General features: G+C 56.2%; 12 protein-coding genes. 2 read left to right on the forward strand and 10 right to left on the reverse strand.

Annotated features, from left to right (window positions below; translation table 11 throughout):
• Positions 1-16: 16 nt before the first annotated feature.
• The 7 genes from rpe to mutS all read right to left on the reverse strand — a co-directional run bounded on the left by rpe (position 17) and on the right by mutS (position 11,269).
• Positions 17-685: a ribulose-phosphate 3-epimerase gene (gene rpe / locus JMJ16_RS28365; RefSeq protein ID WP_201371320.1), complete on the reverse strand. Its 669-nt coding sequence runs from the start codon at positions 683-685 to the stop codon at positions 17-19.
• Positions 686-704: 19 nt separating this feature from the next.
• Entirely contained in the window at positions 705-1,451 is a 747-nt protein-coding gene (gene pgl / locus JMJ16_RS28370; RefSeq protein WP_201387065.1) for a 6-phosphogluconolactonase, read from the reverse strand.
• A 168-nt stretch (positions 1,452-1,619) separates the two neighbouring features.
• Complete coding sequence (locus JMJ16_RS28375) at positions 1,620-2,897, reverse strand: glucose-6-phosphate dehydrogenase assembly protein OpcA (RefSeq protein ID WP_201387067.1); 1,278 nt, start codon at positions 2,895-2,897, stop codon at positions 1,620-1,622.
• Positions 2,898-2,994: 97 nt separating this feature from the next.
• On the reverse strand, positions 2,995-4,545 hold the full coding sequence (gene zwf / locus JMJ16_RS28380) for a glucose-6-phosphate dehydrogenase (RefSeq protein ID WP_201387069.1): 1,551 nt from the start codon (positions 4,543-4,545) through the stop codon (positions 2,995-2,997).
• Positions 4,546-4,896: 351 nt separating this feature from the next.
• Positions 4,897-6,027, reverse strand: a complete 1,131-nt coding sequence (gene tal / locus JMJ16_RS28385; RefSeq protein WP_201387071.1) for a transaldolase — start codon at positions 6,025-6,027, stop codon at positions 4,897-4,899.
• A gap of 244 nt (positions 6,028-6,271) precedes the next feature.
• Positions 6,272-8,284, reverse strand: coding sequence for a transketolase (gene tkt, locus JMJ16_RS28390; protein WP_201387073.1), 2,013 nt, complete (start codon positions 8,282-8,284; stop codon positions 6,272-6,274).
• Between the two features lie 198 nt (positions 8,285-8,482).
• A complete protein-coding gene (gene mutS / locus JMJ16_RS28395; protein WP_236601731.1) occupies positions 8,483-11,269 on the reverse strand; it encodes a DNA mismatch repair protein MutS in 2,787 nt (928 codons plus the stop codon).
• A 95-nt stretch (positions 11,270-11,364) separates the two neighbouring features.
• On the opposite strand from mutS, the gene JMJ16_RS28400 reads away from it, so the two are divergent.
• A complete protein-coding gene (locus tag JMJ16_RS28400; RefSeq protein ID WP_201387077.1) occupies positions 11,365-11,580 on the forward strand; it encodes a hypothetical protein in 216 nt (71 codons plus the stop codon).
• Positions 11,581-11,590: 10 nt separating this feature from the next.
• Positions 11,591-11,992 (forward strand): lipopolysaccharide assembly protein LapA domain-containing protein, encoded by a 402-nt coding sequence (locus JMJ16_RS28405; protein ID WP_201387079.1) that lies wholly within the window; start codon positions 11,591-11,593, stop codon positions 11,990-11,992.
• 31 nt (positions 11,993-12,023) lie between these two features.
• On the opposite strand, the gene JMJ16_RS28410 is transcribed toward JMJ16_RS28405, so the two are convergent.
• The 3 genes from JMJ16_RS28410 to JMJ16_RS28420 form a co-directional block, all read right to left on the reverse strand.
• Complete coding sequence (locus JMJ16_RS28410; RefSeq protein ID WP_201387081.1) at positions 12,024-13,556, reverse strand: hypothetical protein; 1,533 nt, start codon at positions 13,554-13,556, stop codon at positions 12,024-12,026.
• On the reverse strand, positions 13,549-14,214 hold the full coding sequence (locus JMJ16_RS28415; RefSeq protein WP_201387083.1) for a hypothetical protein: 666 nt from the start codon (positions 14,212-14,214) through the stop codon (positions 13,549-13,551). The genes JMJ16_RS28410 and JMJ16_RS28415 overlap by 8 nt, the downstream gene beginning before the upstream one ends.
• 219 nt (positions 14,215-14,433) lie before the next feature.
• Entirely contained in the window at positions 14,434-15,855 is a 1,422-nt protein-coding gene (locus JMJ16_RS28420) for an FtsW/RodA/SpoVE family cell cycle protein (protein WP_201387085.1), read from the reverse strand.
• Positions 15,856-15,890: the final 35 nt, after the last annotated feature.

Below are 15,890 nucleotides of genomic sequence, written 5' to 3' on the forward strand. Positions count from 1 at the left end.
GTGGGAGGGGCGCTGTTTAGAGCTTCTCGCTGGTTGCGGCTCGCTGTAGGCGCTCAATGGCCTGTTTGACCGTTTCGCGCTGGTTATAGACCGAGGAGCCGGCGACGAGGAGGTTGGCTCCCGCCTTGACAACGCTTGCCGCGGTCTTCTCAGAGATACCACCATCGACCTCGATATCGCAGGAGAGGTGACGCTCGGCCAGCATCCGGCGTAGCTCAACGATTTTGGGCAAGGTTTCAGGGATAAGCTCCTGACCTCCAAAGCCGGGATTAATCGTCATAATAAGTACCATATCGAGCAGCGAGAGCATGTCCTTTAAGAGAAAAACGGGCGTGGAGGGATTAAGCGCGACACCGACCTTTTTTCCTGCGGCTTTGATGTGTTGGATGACGCGGTGTAGGTGCGGGCAGACCTCCTGGTGCACAATAATGACGTCAGCGCCTGCCTGGGCGAAGGTCTGAATATAGTCCTGAGGATTGGTGATCATCAGGTGGGCTTCCAGGGGCAAGCTGGTGCTGCGGCGGACCGCCTCGACCACCAGGGGACCCATCGTGATGTTGGGCACAAAATGCCCATCCATTACATCGATCTGGATACGCCCGGCCCCACCCCTTTCGGCGTCGCGGACCTGCTCCCCAAGGCGGGTAAAGTCGGCGGAGAGGATGGAAGGAACGATCTCGACCATGCTTCTTTTTCCTTCTTTCTTACGCCTTATGCGTGAGTTGTGAGGCCGCCGCGGTATCGAAGAGCCAGGTCACATCACCCTGTGTGGGCTGGACTAGCTGCGCTGGGTACTCGTCGGGGTTGCGTGCCCCTTCAATGACTTCTTTGACGGCTTCTGCCTTATCCTGGCCCGTGACCAGGAAGAGCACATGGCGCGGAGCCTGCAAGACAGGAGGCGTAAGGGTCAGGCGCGCAGGGGGGGGCTTGGGCACGCTCACAGGCATGACCAGGCGCTCACGCTCCTGGAGTGAGGGCTGGTGTGGGAAGAGGGAGGCGGTATGGGCCTCGGGCCCCATGCCTAAGAGAATCAGGTCAAAGGCGGGGGTACCAGAGGTGCCAAAGACGCGGCGCATCTCCTCAGTATAGGCTTGAGAGGCTGCGTCGCGATCCTTCTCCTCGGCGTACATACGGTGAATCTGGCTGGCGGGAATGGGAACTTTGCTCAGCATGGTGTCCATCGCCAGGCGGTAGCAGCTATCCTCGCTCTCGGGCGGGACGCAACGCTCGTCAGACCAGAAAATATCGACCAGGTTCCAATCAATCTGGCTGGTGTAGGGTTCGGCGGCGAGCAGTTTATAAAGTGCTTTAGGGGTATTGCCGCCAGAGAGCGCAAAGGTGAAGCGCCCATGTGAGACGATGGCTTCTTGCGCGACTTGAATAACGTAGCGAGCCGCTGCCTGGCTGAGTGTGTCCAGGCTTGAGTAGACGGAGATATGTCTATTTTGCATGTTTGTTTCTCTCCTACAAAGCTGACTGAGTAGTACACGATGTGTAATTTTTTAGCATGGCGCGTGACATCTCACGCCTGCGGCGCTCGCCCTGGTATGTGGTGAGGTGCAGTCTGGCAGCCAGTGGCTGCCAGACTGCACCTCACCACATACCAGACGTGCCTGTTGTTATTCTACAAGAAGTCTATAGACTTCATTGAGCGCGGCCTCAAAGAGGCGATCATGTCCCAGAATCTCTAGCTCATCGTGCAGCAAGGTGCTGGCTATACGCGAGGAACTTTGCCCCAGGCTAACGGTGCGTTGATGGCGTGTGCCTTCGGGAAGCTCGACCGAGGTGATCGCATATTCCGCGCCATCGGCGCGATCAATGGCAAAGGTCGCGTGTTTATCATCGAGGGCACTTAAGATACGGACCAGGCAGAGTGAGCCAGGTGTGAGCGCGGGTTCAACACGAGGGCGAATGGTAATACTGCCACGCCCACTATGAACCAGGAGTTCATCTGTGCCTGGTAATTGGAGCTTGCCCGTGGCGTGTGAGGTATGCCAGGAATGCTCGCCCGTCTCTGGATGATGCTGGTTCCGTTCATTGGCGGTATCGATCTGCCAGTTCAGGCTCTTGAGTAGCCAGGCGGAAAAGAGGAGAGCGCGCGTCGTATTGACGGTAGGAGTTGTGGGACTGCTGCCGTTGGCGCCAGTGGTGTCCCTGGTGGGTGAGATGGCGTGCTCAATCTCTATTTGATAGATGCCGCTCAAGTAGTCTTGATAGGTGGGCACATCGAAAAATTGCGCGACCAGTTGACGCCAGGGCGTGATGCGTCCCCAATTAAGATCGCTGAGTGCCCAGCTGGGGTTCTCCGCCGTATCTGCAAGATACGCTGCTAGGCGAGCCAGGCTATTCTCTGGCTGAAGGAAGCTTTCGGAGTCGACAATGACGCGATTGCTTGTCTGAGCCAGGCGCGAAAAGAGGGTCTCATCACGGGGCGGATCCTGGAGCCACCACAGATAAATGGGAAGCTCTGGTTTGAGTAAGGGCTGGATGATCGTAGCTGCAGAGCGAAGAGCGGACCTACTGAGCATGATCGTAATCTGTTCAAAGTTGTGGCGCATGATATCGGAGATGATTGGAAACGAGCGGAGGGTCACCCACGTGCTGACCTCGGTGGGTGAACTCTCGCTGGTATCAAGGATGAGCAGTATGACGCGCGCGATATGGGTACTACAGAGATCGCGAAGAAGTGAGCTAGCGCGCTGTGCTGTGGCTATGTCTGGTGCACAGATGACAAAATTGAGGACACTGGCACGCACATTCACGTTCTGGCTAATGCGCACGTTGTCGGCGGACAGGTGCCAGAGTGAGGTGAGAATCTCCTCGGCTTCTTCTATGCGTACCGGTTTACCTGCCCAGGGGAGATGCACGCCTGGATTTTCAAAGGATGCCTTCGTCATTCCCGTTCCCCTTCATCAAAGTGAACTTCATTGTTCATGTGGACTGCGTTGTGCTACATCTTTTATCGCTACAAACTCAGCATACAGGCTGTTATAATCAGGGACGGCGCCAGCGGAAGCCATCGCGCCAGATGAACTCATCGGAGCCCTGTGGTCCCCACGTACCAGACTCATAGGTATGAATGGTGGCAGGTGACTCGTTCTTCCAGGCATCAAGAATACCCTGTACAAAGGTCCAGGCGGCCTCTACCTCGTCGCGGCGGGTGAAGAGGGTTGAGTCGCCGAGCATGGCATCAAGCAAGAGGCGCTCGTAGGCCTCGGGCTGCTCGCGTACAAAGGATGAGCCATAGAAGAAGTCCATATTGACCGAGCGAATCTGCTGATCGGTACCTGGTACCTTGGCACCGAATTTCAAGGAGATGCCTTCATCTGGCTGTATGCGCAGCGTCAAAACGTTTGGTTCGACCTGCCCCTGAGCATCATTCTGCTTAAAGATCATCAGAGGTGGCTGCTTAAATTGAATGGCGATCTCTGTGACACGCTTGGGAAGGTGTTTTCCTGTTCTCAGGTAGAAGGGAACGCCTGCCCAGCGCCAGTTGTCAATGAACAATTTCATGGCAACATAGGTCTCGGTGGAGGACTCTGGTGAGACACCGTTCTCACTCAGGTAGCCGCCGACCTGATGTCCACCGACATAGCCAGCCGTGTATTGTGCGCGTATCGTGTTTTGGAGAGCCTCGCGGCCAGAGAGCGGCTGAAGCGCGTGGAGCACTTTCACCTTTTCATCGCGGACCGCGTTGGCGTCAAAGGCAATGGGGGGTTCCATGGCTACCAGCGTCAGCAACTGGAGCATATGGTTTTGAATCATATCGCGGATGGCGCCTGACTCTTCGTAGTAGCCACCGCGACCCTCAATGCCAATATTCTCAGCAACAGTAATCTGGACATGATCGATATAGCGCCGGTTCCAGATGGGTTCGAAGATGCCATTGGCCAGGCGGAAGACCAGGATATTCTGGACGGTCTCTTTCCCCAGGTAGTGGTCAATGCGATAGATCTGATCCTCTTTAAAGACCTTACCGATCTGGCGGTTCAACTCGCGAGCGGAAGGGAGATCATGACCAAAGGGTTTCTCGACAATGATGCGTGTCCACCCTTTACGGTTGCGGTTGAGACCAACGGCCCCCAGGTTCTGAATAATGGTAGGATACTGGCTGGGTGGCGTGGATAGGTAGAAGATGCGATTGCCACTGGTGCCCCGCTCCTGGTCAAGGCGGTTGAGTAGTGCCGCGAGTTTCTCATAGCCTTCTGGCTCGTGGAAGTCGGATTGCAGGTAGAAGATGCCATTGGAGAAGCTCTCCCAGACCTGCTCGTTTACTGGCTTCTGACGAGAAAACTCGTTGATAGAGTCGAGCGCCTGTTTGCGAAAGACCTCATCATTGTAAGGACGGCGTGCGAATGCCACGACAGAAAAGCCTGCGGGCAGGGGATGTTCCAGAGCCAGGTTATAGAGCGCTGGCAGCAACTTGCGGTGAGTCAGGTCGCCGGTAGCGCCGAAGATGACCATCACGCATGGTTCTGGACTCTGTTTAATGCGTAGCCCCTCGCGAAAGGGGTTGGGCGCTTCGACTACGCTACGCTGAGGCATGAGTGTAATCTCCTCATTCAAGAATGTGTAATCTAAGACATGTAATCTAAGATCGTGTTGTCAAACTCTGGTAACGCCGGTCTCCTGGTGCTTGTTAGTCCAGCAGATAGTTCGTCTCTACAAGAAGTATAACCCCTCATGGTAGCATCTGGCTACCTGCCATGGAGAAAAGAACCGGTGATAAGCGAACTGATGTAGTGAAATACTTTAGTATATACCCGCGCGAGGTGCGCCTGAATTTCTGTGCTTGTTCTTCAAGAAAGTCTATGAAGAAACGCAGCAGAACAGGGCAGGGATAATGTATCCCTACCCTGGCGCCTGGAAGGCGTCTATTGGTGCCTGTGCAGGCCTCTAGTCAGCAACCTGCTCTTTGAGTGCCTGCTTTTTGCTCTTAATACCAGCGAAGAGCTGGTGGAAAGAGTCAATGAACTTCTGGACCCCTTCGTCCTGCAACTGCTTGGTGACCTGGTCGTAGTGGATACCATTCTTCTCCAGCTCATCAAGCGTCTTCTTCGCGCCCTTGATATCGTTCTCAATGGTGTTTTTGACGATACCATGGTCGCGGAAGTTCTTGATGGTGTCAAGAGGCATGGTGTCAACCGTATCAGGGCCAATCAGTTCCTCGGCATAGAGGACATCGCGGTAGGCCGGGTTCTTGGTGCTGGTGCTGGCCCACAGCGGACGCTGCACATGCGCGCCCGCATGCTTCAACGTCTCGAAGCGAGGGGTGTTGAAGAAGCGTTTGAAGTCCTGGTAGACGAGACGCGCGTTGGCGATAGCGGCCTTGCCCTCAAGCTCTTTGAGCGAGGCAGCGCCACCAGCCTTGATCTTGTCCTCGAGCAGCTTGTCGACCAGCGTATCAACGCGGCTGACAAAGAAGCTGGCGACCGAGGCGATGTGGCTGATATCCTTACCCTCGCTGTTGCGCTCCTCGAGTGCGCGCACATAGGCATCGACGACATCAGCATAGGACTGCAACGAGAAGATCAAGGTGATGTTGACGTTGATGCCTTTGCGTAGGGTCTCATAGATGGCGGGAATGCCAGCCGGGGTCGCGGGGATCTTGATCATCAGGTTGGGGCGCTCGACCATATTCCAGAAGCGTTCAGCCTCTTTAATCGTGCCCTCGGTGTCGTTGGCGAGCTCTGGGGAGACTTCCAGGCTGACATAGCCATCCTTGCCCTCGGTGCGATCATAGATAGGTCGTAGCAGGTCGGCAACGGTGCGGATGTCCTGAATCACCAGGTCCTCGTAGATCTCGTTGGAGCTTTTGCCCTCTTTGATGAGCTGCTGCATCTGCTCGTCATAGGCATGACCGGCGCTAATGGATTTCTCAAAAATGGTCGGGTTGGCGGTAACACCAAGGATGCCATCTTCTTTCAGCATTCTCGCGAACTCGCCAGAAGCGATCTGGGCACGGTCGATATTGTCGTACCAGACGCTCTGTCCCTGGTCTTGTAACTGTACCAGTGGATTGGCCATTACGTTCTTCTCCTTATATGATGGATGTACGCTTGTAAGTACACATCTTCGTTAAGCTTGTATCTGTTGCCCTCTAAATCGTACTACCAAAGGCAACCCATTTGTCAAGTAGATATAACAGGTATTTGAAGGTCAGAGGGAGAGGTGTTCTCCCCTCGCCTTCAGAGATGTGCCAGGAGCGAAGGCTGACCATAGTACTCTTGTACCTGACCGTGGTTCCTGGCCCTTCTCTTTCTCTCTGCGACTAAAGCAGATTTTTTGCCTTGGCAGTGACATTCTCTACGGTGAAGCCAAACTTCTCGTAGAGGACGCTGAACGGAGCCGAGGCACCGTAGTGATCCAGGGTGACGGTATCACCATCCAGACCGACGTAGCGCTCCCAACCGAAGGGAGATGCAGCCTCGATTGCGATACGAGCCCGTACACTCTTAGGCAGGACACTCTCTTTATACTCGGCGCTCTGTTTCTCAAAGAGTTCGCGGCTGGGCATACTTACTACACGAACGGCGATGCCCTCTTGTCGCAGCTTTTCTGCTGAGCTAAGGGCCAGGGCCAGCTCGGAGCCGGTCGCGATCAGGATAATTTGTGGTGTCGTCTCGCTATCGCTGATGACATAGGCACCTTTGACCACATTGGCCGCGCTGGCATGCGTGGTGCGATCCACGGTGGGCAGGTTCTGGCGTGAGAGCACGATGGCAACCGGACCCTCAATGGTGATGGCGTTGCGCCAGGCCTCGGCTGTCTCGTTCGCGTCACCCGGGCGGATGACGGTCAGGCCAGGGATGGCGCGCAGAGCCGCCAGCTGCTCGATAGGCTGGTGGGTAGGACCGTCCTCGCCGACGCCAATGCTGTCATGGGTATAGACATAGATGGCCTTCTGGCGCATGATTGCGGCCAGGCGGATGGGTGGGCGCATGTACTCAGAGAAGATGAGGAAGGTCGCGCCAAAGGGAATGAGGCCGCCGTAGAGTGCCATACCATTGAGGATCGCACCCATGGCATGCTCACGGATACCAAAGTGCATATTGCGACCGTTCTCGTCAGCCGTGAAATCGCCCAGGTCCTTCATATAGGTATTGGTGGAAGGCGCTAGGTCGGCGGAGCCACCGATCAGGTTAGGCAGCTTAGGCGCGATCGCGTTGATGGTCTTGCCTGAGGCAACGCGGCTGGCCAGGGCCTCGCCCGCTTTGAAGGTCGGGATTTCGCTGTCCCAGCCCTCGGGAAGCTTGCCGTCCTGCTCCTGCTGCCACTGTTGGGCCAGCTCGGGATAGGCGTTGGCATAGGCCGCGAACTGCTCCTGCCAGGCCAACTCCTGCTGCGCGCCACGCTCAACGGCCTGGCGGAAATAGGCCACGGCCTCTTCTGGCTCGTAGAAGGGCTCCTCAGAGGCCCAGCCAAGGTTGCGCTTGGTCAGGATAACCTCCTGCGCGCCCAGAGGCGAACCATGGGCCGACTCTTTGTCCTGCTTATTGGGGCTACCATAGCCGATGTGCGTGCGAGTGACAACGATTGAGGGACGCTCATCGGCCTGGGCGGCCTCGATGGCCTGGCTCACGGCCTCTAGGTCGTTGACGTCGGCAATGTGCTGCACATGCCAGCCGTAGCTCTCGAAGCGTGCACCAACATTTTCTGTGAAGGCCAGGCTGGTGTCGCCCTCGATGGTAATCTTGTTGTCGTCGTAGAAGTAGATGAGCTTACCCAGCTTCAGGTGACCAGCGATAGAAGCTGCCTCGGAGGTGATACCCTCCATCAGGTCCCCATCGCTACAGATGGTGTAGATGTAGTGGTCAAGCAGTGTATGGTCAGGGCGGTTGTAGCGGCTGGCCTGGAAGCGTTGTGCGATTGCCATACCGACACCATTGACGAAGCCTTGACCCAGGGGACCGGTCGTGGTCTCAACGCCGGGAACGTGGTGGTATTCGGGATGACCAGGCGTGCGGCTACCCCACTGGCGGAAATTTTTCAGTTCTTCAAGGGGCAGATCATAGCCTGTCAGGTGCAGCATGCTGTAGAGCAGCATGGATGCGTGGCCCGCGGAGAGAATGAAGCGGTCACGGTTGAACCAGTGTGGATTGCGCGGATTGTGGCGCATGTATTTGGTCCAGAGCAGATAGGTGAGTGGCGCGAGCGCCATGGCGGTGCCGGGATGTCCGGAGTTGGCTTTCTGTACACCATCCATAGCAAGAGTACGAATAGTATTGATGCAAAGGTCCTCAAGTTGCTTTGGCTGTACTGGTGATTGCTGTTGCGTTGTCATTAATCCTCCAACAAAGAGATTTTATTTATTGTAAATCGTACACTATCGCCAACCTCTTTAATGATATCACAGATGGGTTCAAGATGGTAGATGAGTAATGTACGTTTCGCAGTTGCTCTCGCGCCTGCGGCGCGCAGGGATAGGGTGTATATGCATATGGCGCGAGCAATGCCCGCGCCATATGCATATACACCCTATTTATGAATCACGTTGTGCTTTTTGTTGTAGTTCATAGAGCTTACTGATAGCCTCTATGGGCGTTAGCTCATCAACCTTCATAGTTTTTAGCTCATCAATGAGCGGGTGTGGCTCGGACGCCAGCAGCGTCATCTGCCAGGCGGCGGGCATTGCCATATCGCGCATGGCCTTGCGGCGCGCCTTGGCATCTCCCTGGCGTTCAAGCTCGGCGAGGATCTCTTCTGCGCGGTGGAGAACGGGCCGGGGAATGCCAGCAAGCTGGGCTACGTGAATGCCATAGCTGCGATCCGCGCCTCCAGGCACAATCTTGCGCAGGAAAATGACCTTGCCATCTTCCTCGGCCACGGCTACGTTGAGGCAGCGAATGCGTGGGAGCAGTTTACTGACCTCGACCAGTTCATGATAATGCGTGGCGAAGAAGGTGCGTGCGCCACAGCGCTTATTATTATGCAGATACTCCACGATGGCGCGCGCGATGGCCAGGCCATCATAGGTACTGGTGCCGCGCCCGATCTCATCGAGGATCAGCAGGCTGCGTGGCGTGGCGTGATGCAGGATATTGGCGGTCTCGACCATCTCGACCATAAAGGTGCTCTGGCCCGTGGCCAGATCGTCCTGGGCGCCGATACGGGTAAAAATGCGATCCACAATGCCAATGGTGGCCGACTCGGCCGGGACATAGGAGCCAATCTGAGCCATCAAGGTAATCAACGCCACCTGGCGCAGGTAGGTTGATTTACCCGCCATATTGGGGCCCGTGATGATGGCGATCTGGGCCTCGTGATTTGAGATATCGGTATCATTTGGAATAAACGGGGTATCCGTCTGTGCCTGCTCAACAACGGGGTGACGCCCGGCCACAATATGGATAGTGTCGTCCTCGTTGAGCTGGGGGCGACAATAGTCACTTTTGGCCGCGACCTCTGCCAGGCTCAGAAAAACGTCGATCTCAGCGATGGCGTGGGCGGTGTCCAGGATGCGTTCAGCGGCATGGATCGCAATATCCGAGCGCAATTGCGTAAAGAACTCGTTCTCCATCTTATTGATGCGGTCCTGCGCGTTCAGGATCAGCGTCTCGTACTCTTTGAGATCGGGGGTGATATAGCGCTCGCTATTGGTGAGTGTCTGGCGGCGAATATATTCAGTGGGCGCGCGATTCAGGTTGGCATTGGTGATCTCGATAAAGTAGCCATAGGCTTTATTGAAGCCGACACGCAGATTTGAGATACCCGTGCGTTTGCGCTCGCGCTGCTCCAGTTCGGTAATCCATTGTCGGCCATTCTGTGATGCCTCTTTGAGCTTGTCCAGTTCGGCGCTAAAACCCGCACGGATGATACCGCCTTCGTTGATACTGACGGGTGGCTCTTCGATAATGGCCTTTTCAATGAGCTCGATGATATCATTGTTCTCGGCGAGGCGATCAACCAGGCGTACAAGGGAGGGCGCGTTCTCGCTCGCGGTTTCATCGAGGCAGGTGCGAACCTCGGCGGCGGCGCGCAGGCCCGTCGCGAGGGCCACTAGGTCGCGTGGGTTGGCGATACGCTGGCGAACGCGGTTGATCAGGCGCTCCAGATCGCCTGCGCGTTTGAGTGCCTCTCCCAGGCGCGCCTGGAGCAGGGTATCGGTGAGGAGTTCGCTAATCGTCTGCTGGCGCAGTTGTAGGGTAGGAATATCCAGCAGGGGCTGTCCGATCCAGCGCCGTAGCAGGCGTCCTCCCATCGGCGAACGCGTCTTATCCAGCACCCAGAGTAGCGAGCCTTTGACCGAGTTCAGGCGTCCTGTCTCAAAGAGTTCCAGGTTGCGGCGGGTGTAAGGATCGAGGGTCATAAAGTTATTGGTCGAGTAGGTCTCCAGCGCAATCAGGTGTTGGAGCAGGCCCTTCTGAGTCTCCTGCACATAGGAGAGGACGGCACCCGCGGCCCGGACGGCCAGGGGTAGATGGGCGCAGCCAAAGCCTTCAAGCGAGGAGACCTCAAACTGCTTGAGCAGGCGGTGACGGGCATCGTCTTCGGCGAAGTAGCGTGAGTCATAGGGGGTGACATGCCCGGCCAGGCCAGAGAGCAGTTTGACGAGGGGTGCATAATCCTCTTCTTCATCCTCTTCTGCCTCCAGGTCGGGAATATCCGCGTTGGCGTTCCCGTTGCTCCCCAACTTTGTAACCTGCTTCTCGCTCATGACGGTGGCCAGCCAGCGTTTCTTGCGATTGCCCAGGCGGCTATAGTGGGCCTCGACCAGCACCTCGGCGGGACTGACGCGTGAGATCTCCTGTTGGATGGCTAGCTCAGGCTCAGGTGTGGCAAATTGTGTGACCGCGAACTCGCCCGTTGTAATGTCGATATACGCGATACCAATGGCACCTCGACCGGGGACGACCGCGGCCAGAAAATTATTGCGTTTCGCGGCCAGCATGGAGGGGTCGATGACGGTGCCAGGCGTGACAATGCGAACCACTTCACGCTCAACCAGCCCCTTCGAGAGGGCGGGATCGCTCACCTGTTCGCAGATTGCCACGCGGTACCCCTTGCCAACGAGCCGGGCAATATAGCCGTCGGCTGCGTGATGAGGAATACCTGCCATGGGGGATTTCTGTCCACGCCCAAAGTCGCGCCGAGTCAGGGCGATCTCCAGTTCGCGGGCGACGATCTCGGCGTCATCATCAAACATTTCGTAGAAGTCGCCCATGCGGAAGAAAAGGATGGCGTCCGGATTTTGGCGTTTAATATTCAGATATTGTGCGCGTACTGGACTCTGGCTGTTGGTCTCATTCGCGAACTCTTCAAATAACACTTGCTTTTTCCCTCCTGTGATCACGTGTCTCAGTATAATTCTATTCTGTGCATGCGTCAATTTGGTGGAAGAAGAGTAGGAAAGGCAGAGCCCTTATGCGAGAAGAGCTTTCACGCCTGCGGCGCTCAAGGGTACAGGGTGTGGTGGCAGATGACCTGGCAAAGCCAGGTCATCTGCCACCACACCCTGTACCCGAGGTGAGCTTGCGAGCCGAGGCAAGGGCGAAAGAGAAATTGGGAATTCCTGCTAATAATGGCTATACCACTTGTAACTCGCGCCAGTTGGATTATAATATTGGTATATTTGATTAAGGAGGGCATCGTGTTCTACCTTGTACTAGTGATGATCGTGCTTGCGGGTGGTGTGATAACGCTCGTTGCGGTCCAGAACCTGAGTAATACAACGCAACTCGAGGTCTTGATCTGGCAAGCGCCAGCGCTGCCAGCAGGGCTTTTGATTCTGGGTGCGTTTATCCTCGGTGCGCTCTTGTTATACCTTTCGAGCGTGGGGTCTGCCATCTCTGATCGCAAGCAGATCCGAAAACTGAGCCAACGAGTCAAAGAGCTGGAACAGAAGCAAGCGCAGCCGCCTCAGCCTCCTCAGGCGCCCAGCGCGATGATGCCGCCCCAGGGGCCTGCTGGCTCTGGTCCAACTCCTATACAGATGCAGCCAACCGCGCCAATAATGCAGATGCCGGGCATGTCTGGTCCATTAAAGAGCTAATATGTTGTGTCGGGCTTGTCCCTGGCTCTGTTTACGTATTCCAGATCTGCCCGAGCACTTTCCGAACGAGGACTGGCAACCCCTTCTCGCTGGTCCCCGTAACCTCTTCTTGGGGCTTTTCAGGTGCTAGATTTTTTTTATTTTCGCTATCTGTAGTATATTTCTGTATGGCTTGCTTACCAGGCTCCTCGACCATCCTGGTCTCTCTAGTCCCTTCAGGCTCGCTGGGGTTTGTGAGGGCTGTGGGCGCGTTATGTTGCATTTCTGCGCCAGTATTCGGCAGATGCCCGGGCTGGAGAGGGATGGTTGGCTCATCTTCGATAGCAACCGGTGCTGGCGACTCAACTTTGCCCTGTACCTCTTCCTCTCCCTGTACCTCATCTTCTTGAGGTTTTCGTGGAGACGCCTCAGCGCCTGGTTCGGCGCTGGCGACTTCCGGGGATGTGCTCTCCCGGGGCTTGCGACGTGGCACCAGTTCAATCGTGTCCTCTTCATCTAGCCCCGTCACCTCTTGCTCCTCTATAGCATGTTCATTGGGCGAAGGTATGTGCGTCTCAGGTGTCTCTGTAGAAACCTGCTCATTCTGGTCAGCGCCTTCGCCTGGCTCCGGAGTCATGGGACGAGTATCGATCTCGTCCAGGGCTAGTTCTAATTCTGGCTCGTTTACCAGTGACTCTTCCGCTGGCACTATGGCGTGCTCTGCAGTGGCATGTGGCAGCGTCTGCATGTCTTCAATAGGAATTGGTACCTCTCCCTCCAATGGGGGGAGTTCCTGGGTAGTGCGCCTGGTTGCCCGGATTTCCGCTATAGGAGACTCCACTGTAGGCTGCTCCTGTATCGGGGCAGTGGTGGTCTCTTCGCTCGCTACAGGCGATGTTGTCGTTTCGGTCATCTCTGCTTGTTCGGGCGCGGGAGCGATGCTCTCCTGGTGCGCGTGCTGCGGCTCTTCAAGACTGTCGTCATCGCTCATGAGCTTCTGTAAAAGCTCTTCCGCGGTAGGCACAATCGCCAGGTCATTCTCCTCCTGGGCGACGGGCTGGAGAACCTGGGAGGACTGTAGATCCTGCGAGGCCTCTTCATCGTTCATGGAGTCGAGCCAGTCATAGGCTCCTTCGAGGGCGTTCTCGCACCAGCGGGTGTAGTCACCGCGAATAAGGTCCAGCTTTTCACAGCGCTCTAAAAGTTGCGCGGTATGGTCGAGCCAGGTGTCGCCTCGATCAAGCATCTGATCCAGCAGATGCAGATTCTCGACGCCACTGGCTTGCAGGCGCGCAAGGGTTGCCAACGCGATGGGAGAGGGCTGGACCGACTCAGTAAGCGATGCATTATCCGCGATCTGTTGCTGGAGCCAGGCGATTTCCTGTTGCACCAGGGCCTGGCGCTGTTGGAGCGTCCAGAGCTGGTAGGAGTGCGTAAATTGCTCAACCTGCGCGGGATCCAGGCGCGCGAAGAGCGTCACCAGGGCCTCAGGCAGTGCTACTGGCTTGCCGATATGTTCCATTTCGGCGTGTGTGTGCTCACGCTTCTCCTGGCTGGCAGCCAGCCTGCTATCGGGTTTATTCATACCCTTCCAGCCTCCTCTCCTGACCAGGTTTTGATGAGGTATCACGGCGCCAGCGCTTCGCCCAGCGCTGAATGGACTGGTTGACCCGATCTGCCTGCTGATCGACCAGGAGTTCGTCAGACTCTTCAGCGGGCGCTGTGGAGTTGAGTTCTAGCTGGTTCTGGCTAGCTTCCTCTACTGGTGTGCCAAAGATCGCCGACGCTTTGGAGGCGTCAGGGCGCTGACTGGGGATCGCTGTTTTCTCCGGCGTTGCAGGAGGAGCTGGGGATATGGGCCCGTCCCAGATGGCGACTGAGGGAGCATCAGGGGCACGTTGAAGTGGTTGCCTGGCTGTGGGGGCCTCTTCATTCCTGGCCTCGGACCTGGCGCTGGCCTGCTCACTGGCTGTTACCGCGTGTGCTTCTTCTGTCCTGGGTGCATGGGGAACCGTCTCGCCCTGTTGCTCGATCACAGCAAGCGCTTGTTCGCGCTGATGCTCGGACAAGAGCGCTTTCACCAGTGTATTTGTGTAAATTGGCTCATGATGCTCTGTCAGCGCTTGCTCAAGCGCATGTGCCTGCTCTTCGAGTTGCTGCAAGACTTGCTGTTGCAGTTTTAATTGCACCTGCAACTGCTGATTCACTTCTCTATAGTAAAGCCATTGCCGGTATTGCCCCATAAAACGTGTGCCCCACAGAGAAAATATGGATGTGTTTATTGTGTGATGGAGACGCTTCTCTCCACAATGGCAGTATAGCACCAGGGGAAGCGAGAAACAAGCAGCGTGTTTGCGTAAACACTTTGAGGCCCGTAGTGGATGGTCCTGGTTGACTATGCCAGTCAACCAGGACCATCCACTACGGGCCTCAAAGCAATCTGTGCACGAGGTTTAGTAGTGTTAGGTTCCTCCGTCGCGTTGAAGTGCAGTGTTATGCGAGATGCGCAGGAGGATACCAATAATGATGTAGTTCGCCAGTACCGAGCTACCTCCCTGGCTTAAGAAGGGAAGTGGAATACCGGTCAGGGGCATGAGTTTTAAGTTGCCAGCGATAATGACCAGGGTCTGGACAGCAAAAATGGTGGTCAGGCCGGCTGCCAGGAGTTGCGAGAACGTATCGGTGGCCTGCGTGGCGATGCGATACCCACGATGAATGACCAGGAGGTAGATGCCTAGAATGGCGAAGAGACCCATCAGGCCAATCTCTTCTCCCAGCCCTGAGAACATCAGGTCGGACTCGACGACAGGAATGAAGCCTTGGCCGGCTGGATGTCCCAGGCCAATTCCAGCCCCGAAGAGTCCTCCGCTGCTCAAACCCATCAGGCCTTGCAAGATCTGATAGCCTGCATTGTCGGCGAAGTCGCTATCTTTCTGGGTCCAGTGCTGCCAGTTCACGACATCGAAGCTCACAACGGCGAAGCGATTGCGGACATAGCTTAGCAGTATATAGCCGACAAACCCGAGTACGATAAAGGCGCCAAAGGCTGAGAGCACGTAGGTCAGGCGTCCACTGGCGAGATAGACCAGCGAGAGGAAGGTGCTGTAGATGAGCAGGGCCAGGCCCAGGTCGCTTGCAATCAGGAAGATGAGCAGGGCCAGGCCGAGCATCGTCAGCAAGGGACCGAGCTGGCGGAGTGGTGGTAGGCGTAGCTTGCCCAGGCGTAAGTAGCCCTGCGCCAGGATATCGCGGTTATCATTGAGATAGGCGGCGAAGAAGATCACCAGGGCGATCTTAAGTAGCTCGGAGGGTTGTAAGCCCGTGCCGGCGACCGCCAGCGTATCGCGCGTGGGGCCACCACCATGGCTGCGAATACCATTGATCAAGGCTGGGAGTGCCAGGACGAAGCTGACCACGGCCCAGGTGTACTTATAGCGCCCGAGCCACGTAACGTCGCGGAGCACGGCTAGCACAATACAACAAAGGGCCATGCCAATGATTACCCAGCGCAACTGGAGTGAACCTAGCGAATCAATTGGATGAGGGTAAAGATCGGGGCCGATGCGTGTGGCGAAAAGCACACCGATACCGCTGAGGAGACCGACGAGGGGGAGTAAAACCTGGTCAGCTTTGCGGAAGAAGATATTGAGCACGGCGTGCACGCCCAGCAGGGCCGCGATCAGGCCCAGAACTGGAATCAACCCCTGAAGCGGGGGGAGTGTTTTGGTGCTAAAGGGAGCATTGGCATCAAGCGCGGCCTGTTTGAGCGAGTTGGCCAGAAGTAGCTGAGTCATGATCAGGATAATGATCAAGCTGGGAATGATCAGCAGGCCTAATTCTCGCCAACGGTAGCGTGACAATGTCCCGGGTGCTTGGCTTGCCATCCTCGATTAACACCTCTCTATCTTGTAAGCATTTA

Source organism: Ktedonobacter sp. SOSP1-52, from assembly GCF_016587395.1.

Excerpts from the sequence above, each read along its gene's own strand:
- rpe (WP_201371320.1), bottom strand. The coding sequence starts at position 685 with ATGGTCGAGATCGTTCCTTCCATCCTCTCCGCCGACTTTACCCGCCTT.
- pgl (WP_201387065.1), bottom strand. The coding sequence starts at position 1,451 with ATGCAAAATAGACATATCTCCGTCTACTCAAGCCTGGACACACTCAGC.
- JMJ16_RS28375 (WP_201387067.1), bottom strand. The coding sequence starts at position 2,897 with ATGACGAAGGCATCCTTTGAAAATCCAGGCGTGCATCTCCCCTGGGCA.
- zwf (WP_201387069.1), bottom strand. The coding sequence starts at position 4,545 with ATGCCTCAGCGTAGCGTAGTCGAAGCGCCCAACCCCTTTCGCGAGGGG.
- tal (WP_201387071.1), bottom strand. The coding sequence starts at position 6,027 with ATGGCCAATCCACTGGTACAGTTACAAGACCAGGGACAGAGCGTCTGG.
- tkt (WP_201387073.1), bottom strand. The coding sequence starts at position 8,284 with ATGACAACGCAACAGCAATCACCAGTACAGCCAAAGCAACTTGAGGAC.
- JMJ16_RS28400 (WP_201387077.1), top strand. The coding sequence starts at position 11,365 with ATGCGAGAAGAGCTTTCACGCCTGCGGCGCTCAAGGGTACAGGGTGTG.
- JMJ16_RS28410 (WP_201387081.1), bottom strand. The coding sequence starts at position 13,556 with ATGAATAAACCCGATAGCAGGCTGGCTGCCAGCCAGGAGAAGCGTGAG.
- JMJ16_RS28415 (WP_201387083.1), bottom strand. The coding sequence starts at position 14,214 with ATGGGGCAATACCGGCAATGGCTTTACTATAGAGAAGTGAATCAGCAG.
- JMJ16_RS28420 (WP_201387085.1), bottom strand. The coding sequence starts at position 15,855 with ATGGCAAGCCAAGCACCCGGGACATTGTCACGCTACCGTTGGCGAGAA.